Raw genomic sequence first — 16673 nt, 5'->3', positions numbered from 1 at the left:
CCCGCCGTCGAGTCAATCAGCCGGATTTCGTATCACGCCAAATCCGCGAGCTGCCCGCGCGCCGCCGAGCGGATGAGGCGCTTTTCCGCTTCCCAGCGCGTCGCCTCGTCGACATCGGTCAGAAATTCGATTCTGCCGCCTGAGAGCGCGGCGATCGGCAGGCCGTCGCGAAAAAGCAGGCGATTGCCGGTGAGCGCGGCGAGCTTGGCCCCCGGCGTCAGCACGCCGATGAGATTGAGCGGATCGGCGGCGGAGAGCGACACATATCGCCCGGACGCTGGACGCCGGCGGATTTCGCGCAGCAGGCCGACCGCCTCGGGCAGCGCATATTGCTCGCCGGAAAAGCCGGCGACGAAGCGGCCGCCGCGAATTTCGCCGCGCGCCTCGAGCCGGCGATAGACGCGCAGCAGATCGCGCCAGGGCGGCAGCCAGCCGCCTTCGCGCGCCAAGAGCCGCCAAAAGACGACGCCGTAACGCTTCAGCAGCGCTTCGGCGATATGCTCCACCGAGCCCTGCCGCTCCTGCGAGCCCGGCGCCGCATAGGCGCGGCGGATCAGCGACCAGCGGCCGGCGCTCTCCATGCCGAAGGAGAGCACGCGGCCCTTGCGCCGCGCGCCGTCGAAGGGCTTGCGCTTCTCGGACGGAACCAGCAGCGCGCGCAGGCCGCCGAAACTGTCGGAGGTCACGAGGCCGAGCGCGGCGAGCTCGGCGAGCGCCGTCTCCAGCTCCGAGCGCAAGAGGCGCGAAGCGTCCGCGAGCTCGTCGAAGAACAGCGCGCCTTCCGCGCGCAGAGTTTCGACGACCAGCTCGGCGCGGCCGCTGAGCGCGGGCGGCTGCACGGGCGCAGCGACCGAAGTCCAATCGCCGAGACGGCGGCGCTCCAAAAGCGCGACCGGCGAGCTCTTCACCGGCGTGACGACGCGCCCGCCCTTGGCGGCGGCGGGCGGCGTCAGCCGCGCCCAGGCGACACGTCCGGAAAGACACAGCGAATCGAGAAAGGCGGGCTCGTAATCCTCGATGCGCGCGGGGAGAATTTCGGTCTCCCAGGCGCCCGCCGGCGCCTCGTATCCCTCGAGGCCGGCGAGCGCCGCCGGCGGCGCCTCGGCGCCCTTCAGCCGCGCATCCTCGGCGACATGCTGCCAATCGAGGAGAAAGCGCAGGAAGTCGCGCGCCGCGACGGGCTCGATCTCGGCCCGCAACCGCTTGATCGTATAATGATGAATGCGGGCGAGCAGCCGGCGGTCGCACCATTGCTCGTCATTGGCGCCGGGCAGGAAGCGCCCGCGCATGATCGTGCCCTCGGCCTCGAGCGCCGCCAGCGCCGTCGCAATGCCCGCCGGCTCGAGGCCGAGCGCAGCGGCGAGCGCGGTCTGCGTGACCGGCCCTGAGCCTTCGAGCCGCCCGCGCAATATTTCGATCGCCGCCTGCTCGGCCGACCAGGGCGCCTGCGCCTCACTTTCGGGCGGCGAAATCTTCGGCGAAAGGCGCGCCTTCGGCCAGAGCGCGTGGAATTGCGTCAGCCGCTCCGCCGCGACCCAGAAGACCGCCTGCTTCGTCTCGAAGCGCGTCGCGCGCTTTTGGCTAGCCAGCGCCTCCAGCCAGCCGGCCCATTCCGGCGCGGCGGCGATCTCGGCCTGCGTGAGGCAGCCGATCCACAAAAGCGCGTCATGCAGCTCCTCGGCGTCGATCGGCTCCGGCCAGGCCTCCGCCTTCACGCGCTCGATCGCCGCCTCGTCGAGACGGCCGAGATCGGAGGCGCTCTCGGGATCCTGCCAGCGGCGCGCCATCACCGCCTGGGCGCGGCGCTCCTCGAGCGGCGCGTCGTCGAGGAAGGCGTAGGGACGCGCCGACAGAACTTCCAGCGCCAGCGGCGAAGGCTGGGTGAGATCGCAGGCGACGACGCGCAGCTCGCCCGCCTCCATGCGCCGCAGCAGGCGCTCGAGCCCGTCTATGTCCATCGCCTCGTGCAGACAATCGTCGATCGTCTGATTGGTCAGCGGATGGTCGGGAACCTCGCGCTCGCCGACGATATTCTCGAAGCAGGCGATCTGATCGGGAAAGACGGCGGCGACCAGATCCTCCGCCTGCATCCGCAAAAATTGCGGCGGCGTCTTCTTGCCGCCCTGGAAGCGCGGCAGGGCGAGCGATATTCCCGCCGTCCAGCGCCAGCGCGTCATGAACATGGGCGCCGTCAGCATCGCCTGCACCAGCACGCCGCGCACGCTATTGGAATGCAGATAATGCACGACCTCGGCGAGCTCGAAACTATGCGCCGTGGTGAGCGAGAGCAGGATATCGTCTTCCGTCGCCGCCGCCTGCAGCTCGAAATTGAACTTGCGGCAGAAGCGCTTGCGCAGCGCGAGGCCGAAGGCGCGATTGATCCGTCCGCCGAAAGGCGAATGAATGACGAGCTGCATTCCGCCCGCCTCGTCGAAGAAACGCTCGAGCACGAGGCAATCCTGCGTCGGCAGCACGCCGCCGAAGGCGCCGAGCGCGGCGGAAAGATAATCGACGAGCTGCTCGGCGGCGGGCGGCGCGACGCCCACCTCCTCCATCAGCCAGCGCTGCGCCTCGGCGCCGCTCGCATCCTCGCGCAGGCGTTCGGCGATCTCGGCGCGCAGGCGCGAGACGGAGAGTGAGAGCTCGTCGGCGCGCGCCGGCGCCTCGCCGAGCCAGAAGGGAATGGTCGGCGGCTGGCCCTGCGCGTCCTCGACGCGCAAGACGCCGCGCTCGACCCGCTGCACGCGATAGGAGGCGTTGCCGAGCTGGAAAATATCGCCGGCCATGCTCTCGACGGCGAAATCCTCATGAACCGTGCCGACGATGAGATTCTCCGGCTCCAGCAGCACCCGATAATCGGCGGTCTCCGGGATCGCGCCGCCGGAGGTGAGCGCCGTCATGCGCGCGCCGCGCCGCTCGCGCAGCATATGATTGACGGCGTCGTGATGGAGCAGCGCGCCGCGTCTTCCGCGCCGCGTCGCGAAACCCTCGGCGAGCATTTTCACGACATCGTCGAATTCCGATCGCGTCAATGCGCGATAGGGCCAGGCGCGCTTGAAACGCTCATAGAGCTCGGTCTCGCCCCATTCCCGCGCCGCCACCTCGGCGACGATCTGCTGGGCGAGAACGTCGAGCGGGCGATGCGGAATCGTGAGCCTGTCCAATTCGCCGCGGCGCACGCTGTCGAGCAGCGCCGCGCATTCGACGAGATCGTCGCGCGACAAGGGAAACAGCCGCCCCTTGGGCAGGCCGCCGACGACATGGCCGGAGCGGCCGACGCGCTGCAGAAAGCTCGCGATGGAGCGCGGCGAGGCGATCTGGCAGACGAGCGTCACATCGCCGATGTCGATGCCGAGCTCGAGCGACGCAGTCGCCACCAAGGCCTTGAGCTCGCCGCGCTTCAGCCTCTGCTCGGCGATGAGGCGATGCTCTTTCGCCATGCTGCCGTGATGGGAGGTGACGGCCGCTTCGCCGAGCCGATCCGACAATTCGCGCGCGAGGCGCTCGGCGAGACGCCGCGTATTGACGAAGACGAGTGTGGTGCGGTTCTCGGCGATCAATTCGGCGAGACGATCGTAGACTAGGGCCCACACCTGCGCCGACATGACCGCCTCCAGCGGCGCGCCGGGAACCTCGATGGCGAGGTCGCGGGCGCGGTGATGGCCGGAATCGATAATTGCGGGCTCTTTCGCGGCTTCGCCGTCCGGCCCCGCGCCGACGAGGAAATGCGCGACCGCCGAAATCGGATTCTGCGTCGCCGAGAGGCCGATGCGCTGCAAATTGTCGCCGCAGAGGGCGGCGAGCCGCTCGAGCGAGAGCGCGAGATGCGCTCCGCGCTTATTGGGCGCGACGGCATGAATCTCGTCCACTATGACCGAGCGCGTCGTCGAGAGCGCCTTGCGGCCCGAGTCCGAGCCGAGCAGCACATAGAGCGATTCGGGCGTCGTCACGAGAATATGCGGCGGCTGCTTGCGCATCCGCTCGCGCTCCGCCGAGGGCGTGTCGCCGGTGCGCGCCAGCACGCTTATGTCGACGTCGGGCAGTCCGGAAAGTCTCAGCTTTTCGCGGACGCCGGCGAGCGGCGCCTCGAGATTGCGCCTGACGTCGTTGGAAAGCGCTTTGAGTGGAGACACATAGACGATCTGCGTCGCGTCGAGCGGCGTCCCGGCGAGCCCTTGGCGGACGAGATCGTCGATCGCGGCGAGGAAGGCCGCGAGCGTTTTTCCCGAGCCGGTGGGGGCGGCGATCAGGACATTTCGACCGGATTTGATCTGCGGCCAAGCTTCTGCTTGCGCCGGCGTGGCGTTGCGGAAATGATCGGCGAACCATGCCGAAACCGCCGGATGAAAAAGGTGCGACAGATGCATGGCCGTGAGGAGAGGAACGGACCCTCGGGGAACTCGACAGACTAGCGGCGATCAGGCCGCGGGCCAATAAGCCGAACTGGGAATTTCGCCCACGCGCGACAAGTCTCGCGCGGGCTGATTTCCGGCCGCACGAGCAAACGCCGCCTTCGCGCCGAAAGGATGTTCATGCGCAACAAGTTCATCGACACGTCTTCCTTTCTCTACGCGGGATTCGCGGTTCTGGCGGCGTCGCTGTTCGCCGCTTTCGCTTTCGTCGACAAGCAGGCGACCGACTATCGCGACGTCCGCCAGCTCATCGGGGAAACGCTGATTCAGCACCGCATTCTCGGCCATTTGCAGGAGGCGGAATCGGCGGAGCGCGGTTATCTTCTGACCGACGACCGGGCCTATCTCGTCCCGCTCGACGCCGCGGCGGCGGGCATCGGCTCCGATTTCGACGCGCTGACGCGGGCGACCGAGTCGGGCGAGGAGCGCGGCAGGCTGGCGGAGCTGCGCGCTCTGGCGACCGAAAAGCTCGCCGAGATACGTAGAACGGTCGAGCTTCAGGCGGCCGGAAAGCACGATGAAGCCATGGGCGTCTTGCGCGCGGGCGCCGGCAAGTCGATCATGGAGCGCCTCGCCGCAGGCCTCGACGCCGAAGCCGTCCGCCAGCAAGAGTTGATCGACGCGCAGTCCCGCGCGGTGGAGAAGAGCGGCTCGCTGCTCCGCGCCGGAGCGGCGCTCGCCATCTCCATCACCCTTCTCGTCGGCGCGGCGACCATCGGCCTGCTCCACAGCCGGCTGCGGGCGATCGCCGCCGCGCAGTCCGAGCTGCGCGAGGTCAACGTCGCGCTTTCCACGGAAGCGGCGCAGCGCGAGCAACTCACCGAACAATTGCGGCAATCGCAGAAGATGGAGGCGATCGGCCAGCTCACCGGCGGCCTCGCGCATGACTTCAACAATATGCTCGCCGTCGTCATCGGCAGCGTCAATCTCGCCAAGCGACGGCTCGCGAGCGATCCGGCGGAGACTCTGCGCTATCTCGACGGCGCGCTCGAAGGCGCCGAACATGCGGCGACGCTGACGCATCGGCTCCTCGCCTTCTCGCGCCGCCAGCCGCTCGCGCCCGAGCCGATCGACCCCAATAAGATGGTCTCCTCGATGGCCGAGATGCTCCGCCGCACGCTCGGCGAGGATGTGCGTCTCGAGGCGGTGTTCGCCGGCGGTCTCTGGCGCGCTTTCGCCGATCCGAGCCAGATCGAGACGACGATCCTCAATCTCGCGCTCAATGCGCGCGACGCCATGCCCCAGGGCGGCAAGCTCACGATCGAGACGAGCAACGCCTATCTCGACGAGGAATACGCCGCGCGCGAGGTGGGCATACCGTCCGGCCAATATGTGCTGATCGCCGTCACCGACACCGGAACCGGCATGAGCCGCGACGTCGTCGAGCGCGCTTTCGATCCTTTCTTCACGACCAAGCCCGCCGGCCGCGGCACCGGGCTCGGGCTGAGCCAGGTCTATGGCTTCGTGCGGCAGTCGGGCGGCCACGTCCGCATTTATTCCGAGCCGGAGGTCGGAACGACGGTCAAGCTCTATCTGCCACGCCATCACGGTCCCGCGAGCGCGGCGGTCGCGGCGGCGGCCCCTGCGCGCTCCGCGCCGCGCAGCGAGAAATACGAGACGATATTGATCGTCGAGGACGATGTGCGCGTGCGCGATCTCACCGCCGACACGCTCGAAGAGCTCGGCTATAATGTCCTTACGGCCGAGAGCGCGGCCGCAGCGCTTCGTCAGCTCGAGGTCAATCCGAATATCTCGCTGCTCTTCACCGATGTGGTGATGCCCGACACCAATGGCCGCAAGCTCGCCGAGGAAGCATGGAAGCGGCGGCCCGATTTGAAGATTCTCTTCACCACCGGCTACACGCCCAACGCCGTCGTCCACAATGGCGTCCTCGATCCCGGCGTCGAGCTCATCGTCAAGCCCTATTCGATCGATCGTCTGGCGCGCAAGGTCCGCGACCTGCTGGACGGCGCGCGATCCGCCCCGCCCGAGACGCGGGCGACGCGGCGCAGAGTGCTGATCGTGGACGATGATGCGGCGGTCTGCGAGGCGATGGCCGAGCTGCTGCGCCTCGAGAATTACGAGGTCTGCGTCGCGAGCGATGGAATGCGCGCCATCGAGGCGACGCAGAGCTTCGAACCCGATGTCGCTCTGCTCGATCTCGGCCTGCCCGGAATGGACGGCTATGCGACCGCGCGCGAGCTGCGCGCCCTGCCAGAGGGGCGCGACATTCTGCTGCTCGCCTCGACCGGCGCCGGCGGCGACGAGGTGCGGCGCCTCTGCGAGACGGCGGGATTCGATTTCCATCTCGTGAAGCCGATCGATCTGGACGCGCTGAAGGCGTTGATCGACGGTCAAAAGCCGCGCCCCACTCGCTCGGCCTGACGCGCTTCCCATATAGAGCGTTCCAGCCGGAGCGGACGCCGGTTCGGCGTTGGAAACGCGTCAAAAACAAAAACCTAGAGTCTCTCCATGTTTCACCGAAACATGGAGAGACTCTAGGGGCCGAAGGTCAGCGATCATGAATGCGACGCCCGAGCAGCTGAAGATGATCGTCGATTCCGCTTTCGCGGCGCGACTTCTCCTCGGCGACGACCATATTGTCTATGTCAATCGGGCGACCGAAGACCTCTTCGGCTATTCGGCGAGCGAGCTCGTCGGGCGCACGGTCGATATTCTGCTGCCGGAGGATGTGCGCGCCCGCCACGCCGCCTTGCGCGAAGAATATTATCGGGCCCCGCGCCGCGTCTTGCTCGGCGTCGACAAGGACATTCGCGCGCGCAAGAAATCAGGCGCCGAATTTCCCATTCACCTCGGCCTCGCGCCGATCCACGAGGACGACGGCCCCTTGTTCGTCGCCGTGACGGTGTTCGACATTTCGCATCACAAGGAGATCGAGCGGCAGCTCGTCGAACGCGCGAACGATCTTCAGCTCGCCAATGACCGGCTGGCGAGATTCGCCTATGTCGCCTCGCATGATCTGCAGGAGCCGCTGCGCAAGATCGCGGCCTTCGCCGAGATAATCACCGCTTGTCTCGGCAAGGGCGATCTCGGCGAGGCCGCCCATGCGAGCGAGGTCGTCCGCGCCTCCGCCTTGCGCGCGCGCGAGCTCGTCGACGGCTTGCTCGCCTATTCGCGGCAGGTCGCGACGACGCCGCGGCTGGAGCCGCTCGACATCCGCCGCGCGATCGAGGCCGTCGAGTCGGATTTCTCCGAGCTCATCCGTCAGACGCAGGCGAAAGTCGCCGTCTCGGTTCCGCCCGGCGTGCGGGTGAACGCGGACAAGCTGCAATTCGAGCGCTGTCTCGCGAGCCTCCTCTCCAATGCGATCAAATATCGCAAGCCGGGCCGCCCGCCCCACATTCGATTCTCCGTCGAGCGCGGGCCCGAGCTGCGCGTATCTGTCTCTGACGACGGCATAGGCTTCGAGCCAAAATACGCCGAAGCCATATTCGAGCCGCTGCGGCGGCTCCACAGTTTCACGCAATATCCCGGAACCGGCGTCGGCTTGGCGCTGTGCAAGGCGACCTGCGAGCGGCACGGCTGGCGCATCGAGGCGCGCTCGCAGCTCGGCGCCGGCGCGACATTCACGATGACCATCCCGCAGGGCGAGACGCCGCCGGCCGAGCGCGTCGCCTAGACGGCCTGCGTCAATGAAAGTGCTAGACGGCCTGCGTCAATGAAAGTGAAAGTGTTCGAGCCCCCTCCCCAACCCTCCCCCGCTGCGCGGGAGAGGGAGCAGATTTGGCGCTTCATCAAAGATTCGCGAGACGTTGCCGCCCCCCTCTCCCGCGTAGCGTCGCGTAGCGGGGGAGGGTGAGGGAGGGGGCCCTCGGGCCTTCGGTTCGAATGACGCAGGCCACTAGTCCGACGAACGCCTTCTCCCGCTTACCGCTCCACGAGCTTCAGCGTGAGGCATTTGGCGGCGCCGCCCGCCTTCATGAATTCCGAGAGCGGCGCGATGACCGGCGCAAAGCCTGCGGCGCGCAGGCGTTTTTGCAGCTGCGGCGAAGCGTCGTTCATGGCCAAGCTCCCGTCGAGACCCACGGCGTTGCAGGAAAAGCGCATCGCATCCGCTTCGTCGATCGCTATGCGCTTCTCGGGCGGCGTGATCGTCTCGATCGCCTCGCGCGAGGCGGCGTCGAAAGCGGGCGGATAATAGAGGAGATAACCGCCCGCGAGCGGACAGAAGCAAGTGTCGAGATGATAGAAGCGCGGATCGACCAGCCTCAGGCCGATCACGCGGCGCGAGACGATTTGCTCCAGCGCCGCCGGCGCCGATTCGGCCGAACGCATTCCGTAACCGCACCAGACGATATCCGCGCCGCGATCAATGAGCGCGTCGCCCGCGCCTTCGAAGGGAAGATCCTGCGGCCAAGACGCGACATGAAACCCTCGAGCCTCGAAGAAGGCGCGAAACAGGGGCTCCTCGGGCCGCCGCTCCTCGGCGCGGAAGCGGCTGACGACAGCGATGTTCCCCAGCACGAAGCCGGCGTTGGCGGTGAACACCATGTCCGGCAGCCCCGCCGCCGGCGTGACCAGCTCGACCTTTGCGCTCTGCGAGACGATGGCGCAAAGATTTCGCCATTGCTCGCGGGCGAGCGAGGGCGCGGTGCGGCCGATCTGATGCTCCATCCAGGGATTGATGACATAGCGCACGTCGAAATCGTCCGGCGCGCACATCAATATGCGCTGGCGCGTCTCCTCGCACGTATTCTGGCGCGGCGAGCGGGCGGGCTCGAACATATGATGCGCCTTCATCATCCTCGTCCTTTCTCCTCGCGCCCTTCATGGTGAATTGACCACGAGGACACGAAGACACGAAGACGGCGCCGAGGCCGGCTCGCCTCGGCGCCGGAACGATGAAAGGCGATCAGCTCGCCAGAGCGCGCTTCGCCGGACGGGCGCGCTCGACGAATTCGGCGAGCGTCTCCTCGAAACGATCGAGCGCCCAGTCGAGATCCTCGCGCGCGATGACGAGCGGCGGCGACAGGCGCACGACGCTGTGATGCGTCACCGTCGACAGCACGCCCTTCTCGCACAGGCGCTCGCAGACCTCGCGGCCCGTGGCGTAGCGCGGATCGATCTCGGCGCCGGCCCAAAGACCCTTGCCGCGCACGTCGCGCAGCGCGGGGCTGTCCATGTTGCGCAAGCGGCGCAGCATATGCTCGCCGAGCGTGCGGCTGCGCTCGACCAGCTTCTCGTCGCGCATCACATGCAGCGCCTCGAGCCCGACGGCCGCGGCGAGCGTGTTGCCGCCGAAAGTGGAGCCGTGCGAGCCAGGCGTGAACATATCCATCAGCGCGCGCGTGCCGACGAAGGCCGAGACCGGCAGCACGCCGCCGCCGAGCGCCTTGCCCAGCATGACGCCGTCCGGCTTCACATTCTCGTGCTGGAACGCGAACCAGGCGCCGGTGCGCCCGAGGCCCGCCTGCACCTCGTCGACGATGAGCAGCAGGCCGCGCTCGTCGCAGAGCTTGCGCAGGCCGGCGAGCCAGCCCTCTGGCGGCACGATGACGCCCGCCTCGCCCTGCACGGGCTCGACCATGATGGCGACCGTGTCGGGGCCGATCGCCGCCTCGGTCGCGGCGAGATCGCCATAGGGAACCGAGCGGAAGCCGCCGCCATAAGGACCGAAATCGTCGCGATAGGAGGGCTCCGACGAGAAGCCGACGATCGTCGTCGTGCGGCCGTGGAAATTGCCATTCGCCACGATGATCTCGGGATTCTGCAGGCCGCGCACGCGGCGACCGTAACGGCGCGCCGCCTTGATCGCGGTCTCCACCGCCTCGGCGCCGGTGTTCATCGGCAGAGCGACGTCGAGGCCGGTGAGATTGCACAATTCTGTGAGGAAGGGGTCGAGACGATCGTCGTAATAGGCCCGCGAGGGCACGGCGAGACGTTGCGCCTGCTCGGTCAGAGCTTTGAGAATGCGCGGATGGGCATGGCCGTGGCTCACCGCCGAATAGGCGCTCATCATGTCGACATAGCGCCGTCCGTCGACATCATAGAGAAATGCGCCTTCGCCACGCGTCAACGTGACGGGAAGCGGCGCATAGTTCCGGGCGCGATGCGGGTTGTCTACGGACTTGACGTTGGCGTTCATGAACCACTGACCTCGCTCGTTCGTTATGTGGGCGTCGCCTCGACGTTTTTCACGTGTGACGGGCGATCGGCGGCTCGCGGGCCATTGCCTCTCTCGAGCCTCTTGCGCACGGAGCGCGGCGTTACGCCGCTCCGACGATGACGTTGCAAATACATCGAACACGGGCTATTTGCGAGACAAATAAAGCAGCAATACGGCGAGCGAGGAAGCACAGGCATGGTTTCTCCTACAAAATCCAGCAATATCGCAGCACGAGCTGAAGAATTACTTTCATACATTACTGTCCAGCCCGCGCTTTTTCGTGACGGAAAATTAGACAGCAGAACGCCGATTACCGGCGACGCCATCGCCAGAGTGAAAACTCACGACAGCGATGCTTTAGACGCGGCGATCGGCGAAGCCGAAGCCGCCTTTCGCAAATGGCGCATTGTCCCCGCGCCGCGGCGCGGCGAACTGGTGCGGCTCTTCGGCGAGGAATTGCGCGCGGCGAAGCACGAGCTCGCGGAGCTCGTCACGATCGAGGCCGGCAAGATCGTCTCCGAGGCGCGCGGCGAAGTGCAGGAGATGATCGATATTTGCGACTACGCCGTGGGCCTCTCGCGCCAGCTCTACGGCCTCACCATAGCGACGGAACGACCCGGCCATCGCATGATGGAGACATGGCATCCGCTCGGCGTCATCGGAATCATCACGAGCTTCAACTTCCCCGTCGCGGTCTGGGCCTGGAACGCGGCGATCGCGCTCGTCTGCGGCGATACGCTCGTCTGGAAGCCTTCCGAGAAGACGCCGCTCACCGCGCTCGCGACTCACGCTCTGTTCGAGCGCGCGCTGGCGCGTTTCGGCGACGCGCCGAAAGGACTCTCCGCGCTCGTCATCGGCGGGCGCGAGCTCGGCGAGAAGCTCGTCGACGATCGCCGCGTCGCGCTCGTCTCGGCGACGGGCTCGACCGCCATGGGCCGCGCGGTCGGACCGCGCCTCGCGCAGCGTTTCGCGCGCTCCATTCTCGAGCTCGGCGGCAATAACGCCGCTATCGTCTGTCCTTCCGCCCCGCTCGATCTCGCGGTGCGCGCCATCGCCTTCGCCGCCATGGGCACGGCCGGCCAACGCTGCACGACTCTGCGTCGCCTCATCCTGCACGAATCCGTCTATGACGGATTGATCGGCCGGCTCTCGCTTGCCTACGCCTCCGCGCCGGTCGGCGATCCGCGCGAGGGCAAGACGCTCATCGGCCCGCTCATCGACGGCGACTCTCATCGCGCCATGCGACACGCGCTGGAGGAGGCCGCCGCCATAGGCGCGAAGATCCACGGCGGCCAGCGCCTCTTCGCGCAGGAGCGCCCCGACGCCTATTATGTGCGGCCGGCGCTGGTCGAGCTCGCCGAGCCGGCGCCCGTCGCGCGGCGCGAGACCTTCGCGCCCATTCTCTATGCGATGAAATATCGCGATCTCGACGAGGCGTTGCACATTCAAAACGACGTGGCGCATGGCCTCGCCTCCTCGATCTTCACGACCGATCTCACCGAGGCGGAACGCTTCCTCTCGGCGGAGGGCTCCGACTGCGGCATCGCCAATGTGAATATCGGCCCCTCCGGCGCCGAGATCGGCGGCGCTTTCGGCGGCGAGAAGGAGACGGGCGGCGGACGCGAGGCGGGCTCCGATTCCTGGAAGGCCTATATGCGCCGCGCCACCAACACGATCAATTATTCGAGCGCGCTGCCGCTCGCCCAGGGCGTCGTCTTCGACGTGTAACCATCTCCCTCTCCCCGCGAGCGGGGAGAGGGAGCGGCCGGCGCCGCGCAAAGGCGAATATCCGAAACGGAGATGTCCGACATGACAGACACCCATGTTTCCGCCGACACGATCCGCTCGATCTTCTCCGCGGCGATGACGCAGATGTATCGCGACGAGGTGCCGCGCTATCTGGAGATGACGCGCATCGTCGGCGAGATCGACGGAGAGGCGCTCGCGCGCGATCCCGAGCTCGAGGCGCGTCTTCGCCGCTCGGGCGCGTTCGATCTCATCGGCGTCGAGCGGCACGGCGCCATTCGCGTCGGACGCCCGGAGGAGCTCGCGGGGCTGCGGCGGCTCTTCGCCGTGATGGGCATGCATCCCGTCGGCTATTACGATCTCTCGCCCGCCGGCGTGCCGGTTCATTCGACCTGCTTCCGGCCGATCGAGGCGCAATCGATCCGGCGCTGCCCGTTCCGCATCTTCACCTCGCTCTTGCGCCCGGAGCTCATCGAAGGCGAGGATCTGCGCCGCGAAGCGCTGGAGATTCTCTCGCGCCGGCGTATCTTTACGCCACGCTGCCTGCATCTCATCGAGATCTTCGAGGCCAATGGCGCGCTCGGCGAGGCGCAGGCGATCGAATTCGTCCATGAGGCGCTGCACACCTTTCGCTGGCGCGGCGAGGCGACGGTCACCGCCGGCGTCTACGAAGCCTATCGCAAGGCGCATCCGCTCGTCGCCGATATCGTCTGCTTCCATGGGCCGCATATCAATCATCTGACGCTGCCGACGCTGGACATAGACGCCGTGCAGACGGCGCTCGCCGAGCGCGGCCTCGATCCGAAGTCGATCGTCGAAGGACCCTCGCGCCGCGCCTTTCCGATCCTGCTGCGCCAGACGAGCTTCAAGGCCATCGCCGAGCCCGTGCGCTTCGCGGGACGCGAGGAGGCGCGCGGCGAGCATCGCGCGCGCTTCGGCGAGATCGAGCAGCGCGGCGCGGCGCTCACGGCGAAAGGCCGCGCCCTCTATGACCGGCTGCTCGCGGAGACGCTCGCCGCCGCGCCGCCGCGCGACGACGCCATTGCGGATTATATGGCCGAGCTGAAGCGCCGCTTCGCCGCCTTCCCCGACGACGCCGCGACCGTGCGCGCGCAGGGCCTCGCCTTCTTTCGTTATGCGCCCGGCGAGAGAAAGAGCGCCCAAGAGGACGTCGAGACGCTGCTGCGCGAAGGCGCTCTCCGCGTCGAGCCGATCATTTATGAAGATTTTCTTCCGGTGAGCGCGGCGGGAATTTTCCAGTCCAACCTCGGCGAGGGCGGACGTCGCGAGCTTTCCGCTTCCGCCAGTCGCGAAGCTTTCGAACATGCGCTCGGAACCAAGGTCGCCGACGAAATGGCGATCTATGCGCATGAGGAGGCGAGCTCGCTCGAACGCGCGCTCACGACGCTCGGAATTATGGAGAACCGCTCACCAATGGCCGAGAATGCAGGCCGATAGGGGATAGCCCATGGCGATGCCGAGCGCCGAGCCGCCGAGCACGTCGCTCGGATAGTGATGCGCCGTGGCGATGCGCGACCACGCCATGGAGAGGATGAGCGCCAGGGCGGACAGCGCGGCCGAAGGCCAGGCGATGACGATCGGCGCCAGCACGCCGGTCAGCGTCATCATATGGCCGCTCGGAAAGGAATGCTCGTCGAGAATCTTCAAGAGCGAGGTCAGCCGCGGATCGACGCGAAACGGCCGCGGCCGTCCGATGCGCTTCTTGATGATGGGGAAGAGCGTATGCAGCAACGCGGCGTTGAGGCTGGCGAGCGCGACGACCGGCCAAGCTTCGCTTCCGGCGAGAGCGAAGATCGCCGCCGCGAGGATCGGATAGATCCATCCGTTGCCGAGCTTGCTGATCGCGATCGCGAGCAGGCGTCCGAGCGTGGACTTGGTGGAGCGCGTCATGAGATGCACGCCGGCGAGATCGGCCCGCAGCAGCCTGTCGCGCAGCGACGTCTCGGCGAGGACGAAGCGTTCGAGGGAAAGACGACGGTTCGAAGCGATCAGCATGGCGGAAACGCTAGGCGCCGCGTGCTGCCGTTTCGTGACACATGAACGACGTTTCGATTGCAGCGACAGGGACGATTGTCACGGCATTGTCAATCGCAGGCGCGAGTTCGCGTGTTGATAGAGAGATAGAACACGAGCGCGGCCGCGCGTCGCGGCGCGAAGATTTTTTCGTCCGGGCTCCGATCGACGCCTGCGCCACGACGCGAGCGCGGCAATGGAGCGGCTGCGGAAGAGCGCCGCGCGGAGCTGCCCCAATTCCGTCCAATAGGAAATCGCCCAGGCGTTTCGTCCCGTTTCGACGTCGGCGAGGATCCGGTCTCGCCCGAGGCTATCCGCGCCGCCGTCCGGGCTTGGCGCTCGCAGCGGGCGTATAAGTGAAATAGCGCCCGCCCAGCGCGCCCTCGAAGGCCGCCCCTTCGCGCGGCCGCCGCAATTCGAAGGCGACGATCGTCTTGGGCACCGTCACGCGCAGCGTCGTCTCGGTCATGCGCTCGATTTCCACCTCCAGCGGCTCGTCGGGGCGATCGACGTCGGTCAATTTGATAAGCCTCTCCATCACGATCCTTTCGAGGCCGCCATCCCGGGATCCCGCCCATCGAATTCTCGAGCCCAAGCGGATCGCCGTCTCGAGATGGAGCGAATGGCGAACGGCGGCGCCCGCGCTTCAATCGCCATGCCACTTTGTCAACATCACGGCGCGGGAAGCGACGGCCGTTGGATTCGTGAGGAAAGAGCGGCGCCGACGCCATTTCTTCCCGGGTCAGATTACCGACAAATCATACAGACAGAGCCGCGGCCGAAAACCTATATCTCGCCGGCCCCGGACCTCGTTTTTTTTCAAAGAACGTCGCGACGACGGCGAGGACGGCGGACGACAAAAAGAATGGCTCGGGAGATCGCGAGCCGTTGTTTCACGAGGCGACATCTCCATTCGGCTCTGCGATCCGCCGGACGATGGCTGTTGCAGGAGGACTCGTCGATGAGGAATCTACTGAATTCGGTATCGCTCTTTCACGAGGCGACATCTCCATTCGGCTCTGCGATCCGCCGGGCGATGGCTGTTGCAGGAGGACTCGTCGATGAGGAATCTACTGAATTCGGTATCGCTGCTCGCCGTTCTGTCGGTGACGCCGATCGGCGCCGCCTTTGCCAACGACAAGCTCGATCAGCTCTCGAAGAGCGAAGACAACTGGGTGATGCCCGGCAAGAACTATCACTCGAACAATTACAGCGCGCTCACGCAGATCAACGCCCAGAACGTCAAGGATCTGAAGGTGGCCTGGTCCTTTTCGACCGGCGTGCTGAACGGCCACGAGGGCGCCCCGCTCGTCGTCGACGGCAAGATGTATATCCACACGTCTTTCCCGAACAACACCTTCGCGCTCGACCTCGACGATCCGACGCGCATTCTCTGGCAGGACAAGCCGAAGCAGAATGCGGCCGCCCGCGCGGTGGCCTGCTGCGATCTCGTCAATCGCGGCCTCGCCTATTGGCCGGGCGACGCGACGCCGCCGCCGCTCATTCTCAAGACGCTGCTCGACGGCCATATCGAGGCGCTCGACGCCAAGACCGGCGAGCTCGTGTGGAAGATGGAGAACTCCGACTATAAGGTCGGCTCCACGCTCACCATCGCGCCTTACGTCATCAAGGGCAAGGTTCTCGTCGGCTCGTCCGGCGCCGAGCTCGGCGTGCGCGGCTATGTGACCGCCTATGACGTGCACACGGGCGAGCAGAAATGGCGCGCCTATGCGACGGGTCCGGACGAGGACCTGCTACTGTCCAAGGATTTCAACATCAAGAATCCCCATTACGGCCAGAAGGGCCTCGGCCTCTCGACCTGGGAAGGCGACGCCTGGAAGATCGGCGGCGGCACCAATTGGGGTTGGTACGCTTACGATCCGGGCGCGAACCTCTTCTACTACGGCACGGGCAATCCGGCGCCGTGGAACGAGACGATGCGTCCAGGCGACAACAAATGGACGATGACGATCTTCGGCCGCGACATCGACACGGGCGAAGCCAAGTTCGGCTATCAGAAGACCCCGCATGACGAATGGGACTTCGCCAGCGTCAACTTCATGCTGCTCACCGAGCAGAAGGACAAGGACGGCAAGGAGCGCAAGCTCCTCACGCATCCCGACCGCAACGGCGTCGTCTACACGCTCGACCGCACCAATGGCGACCTCGTCTCCGCCGACAAGATCGACGAGACGGTCAATGTCTTCAAGACGGTCGACCTCAAGAGCGGTCTGCCGGCGCGCGATCCGGAATATGGCACGCGCATGGACCATCTCGGCAAGGACATATGCCCCTCCGCGGCTTTCAATTACCCACAAATGCACTCAGCGCTGCCTCCGCGCCTATCTCGATAT

The 16673-nt window shown here is 66.4% G+C and carries 9 protein-coding genes and 1 pseudogene; 5 read left to right on the top strand and 5 right to left on the bottom strand.

Features of this window, described 5'->3' with window-relative positions; genetic code table 11:
- Nucleotides 1-32 precede the first annotated feature (32 nt).
- Entirely contained in the window at nt 33-4367 is a 4335-nt protein-coding gene (locus Mspo_RS05995; RefSeq protein ID WP_159727831.1) for a DEAD/DEAH box helicase, read from the bottom strand.
- 165 nt (nt 4368-4532) lie between these two features.
- Between Mspo_RS05995 and Mspo_RS05990 the strand changes: the two genes are divergently transcribed.
- Nucleotides 4533-6797, top strand: coding sequence for a response regulator (locus tag Mspo_RS05990; RefSeq protein WP_159727829.1), 2265 nt, complete (start codon nt 4533-4535; stop codon nt 6795-6797).
- 136 nt (nt 6798-6933) lie between these two features.
- Nucleotides 6934-8052, top strand: coding sequence for an ATP-binding protein (locus tag Mspo_RS05985; protein ID WP_159727827.1), 1119 nt, complete (start codon nt 6934-6936; stop codon nt 8050-8052).
- A 248-nt stretch (nt 8053-8300) separates the two neighbouring features.
- Here the strand turns inward: Mspo_RS05985 and Mspo_RS05980 are convergent, their stop codons facing one another.
- Nucleotides 8301-9176 (bottom strand): dimethylarginine dimethylaminohydrolase family protein, encoded by an 876-nt coding sequence (locus Mspo_RS05980; protein ID WP_159727825.1) that lies wholly within the window; start codon nt 9174-9176, stop codon nt 8301-8303.
- A 109-nt stretch (nt 9177-9285) separates the two neighbouring features.
- Nucleotides 9286-10518, bottom strand: a complete 1233-nt coding sequence (gene rocD / locus Mspo_RS05975) for an ornithine--oxo-acid transaminase (protein ID WP_159727823.1) — start codon at nt 10516-10518, stop codon at nt 9286-9288.
- Between the two features lie 216 nt (nt 10519-10734).
- Between rocD and Mspo_RS05970 the strand changes: the two genes are divergently transcribed.
- Nucleotides 10735-12267, top strand: coding sequence for an aldehyde dehydrogenase family protein (locus Mspo_RS05970; RefSeq protein ID WP_159727821.1), 1533 nt, complete (start codon nt 10735-10737; stop codon nt 12265-12267).
- An 81-nt stretch (nt 12268-12348) separates the two neighbouring features.
- Nucleotides 12349-13743 carry a VOC family protein gene (locus tag Mspo_RS05965; RefSeq protein ID WP_159727819.1) on the top strand — a complete coding sequence of 465 codons (1395 nt, stop codon included), beginning with the start codon at nt 12349-12351 and terminating at the stop codon, nt 13741-13743.
- On the opposite strand, the gene Mspo_RS05960 is transcribed toward Mspo_RS05965, so the two are convergent.
- Both Mspo_RS05960 and Mspo_RS05955 read right to left on the bottom strand, forming a co-directional pair.
- Nucleotides 13714-14301 carry a phosphatase PAP2 family protein gene (locus tag Mspo_RS05960; RefSeq protein WP_159727817.1) on the bottom strand — a complete coding sequence of 196 codons (588 nt, stop codon included), beginning with the start codon at nt 14299-14301 and terminating at the stop codon, nt 13714-13716. The genes Mspo_RS05965 and Mspo_RS05960 overlap by 30 nt on opposite strands.
- 328 nt (nt 14302-14629) lie before the next feature.
- Entirely contained in the window at nt 14630-14839 is a 210-nt protein-coding gene (locus tag Mspo_RS05955) for a hypothetical protein (RefSeq protein WP_244613182.1), read from the bottom strand.
- Nucleotides 14840-15380: 541 nt separating this feature from the next.
- Here Mspo_RS05955 and Mspo_RS05950 point away from each other — a divergent pair.
- Nucleotides 15381-16619, top strand: a pseudogene (locus tag Mspo_RS05950) (PQQ-dependent dehydrogenase, methanol/ethanol family); the annotation flags it as partial.
- Nucleotides 16620-16673 lie beyond the last annotated feature (54 nt).

The organism is Methylosinus sp. Ce-a6 (assembly GCF_009811655.1).
Lineage (GTDB): Bacteria > Pseudomonadota > Alphaproteobacteria > Rhizobiales > Beijerinckiaceae > Methylosinus.
This window is presented reverse-complemented; position numbering and strand designations above follow the sequence as displayed.

Bases quoted from the DNA above. Each gene is read 5' to 3' on its own strand.
- Mspo_RS05995 (WP_159727831.1), bottom strand. From the start codon at position 4,367: ATGCATCTGTCGCACCTTTTTCATCCGGCGGTTTCGGCATGGTTCGCC.
- Mspo_RS05990 (WP_159727829.1), top strand. From the start codon at position 4,533: ATGCGCAACAAGTTCATCGACACGTCTTCCTTTCTCTACGCGGGATTC.
- Mspo_RS05985 (WP_159727827.1), top strand. From the start codon at position 6,934: ATGAATGCGACGCCCGAGCAGCTGAAGATGATCGTCGATTCCGCTTTC.
- Mspo_RS05980 (WP_159727825.1), bottom strand. From the start codon at position 9,176: ATGATGAAGGCGCATCATATGTTCGAGCCCGCCCGCTCGCCGCGCCAG.
- rocD (WP_159727823.1), bottom strand. From the start codon at position 10,518: ATGAACGCCAACGTCAAGTCCGTAGACAACCCGCATCGCGCCCGGAAC.
- Mspo_RS05970 (WP_159727821.1), top strand. From the start codon at position 10,735: ATGGTTTCTCCTACAAAATCCAGCAATATCGCAGCACGAGCTGAAGAA.
- Mspo_RS05965 (WP_159727819.1), top strand. From the start codon at position 12,349: ATGACAGACACCCATGTTTCCGCCGACACGATCCGCTCGATCTTCTCC.
- Mspo_RS05960 (WP_159727817.1), bottom strand. From the start codon at position 14,301: ATGCTGATCGCTTCGAACCGTCGTCTTTCCCTCGAACGCTTCGTCCTC.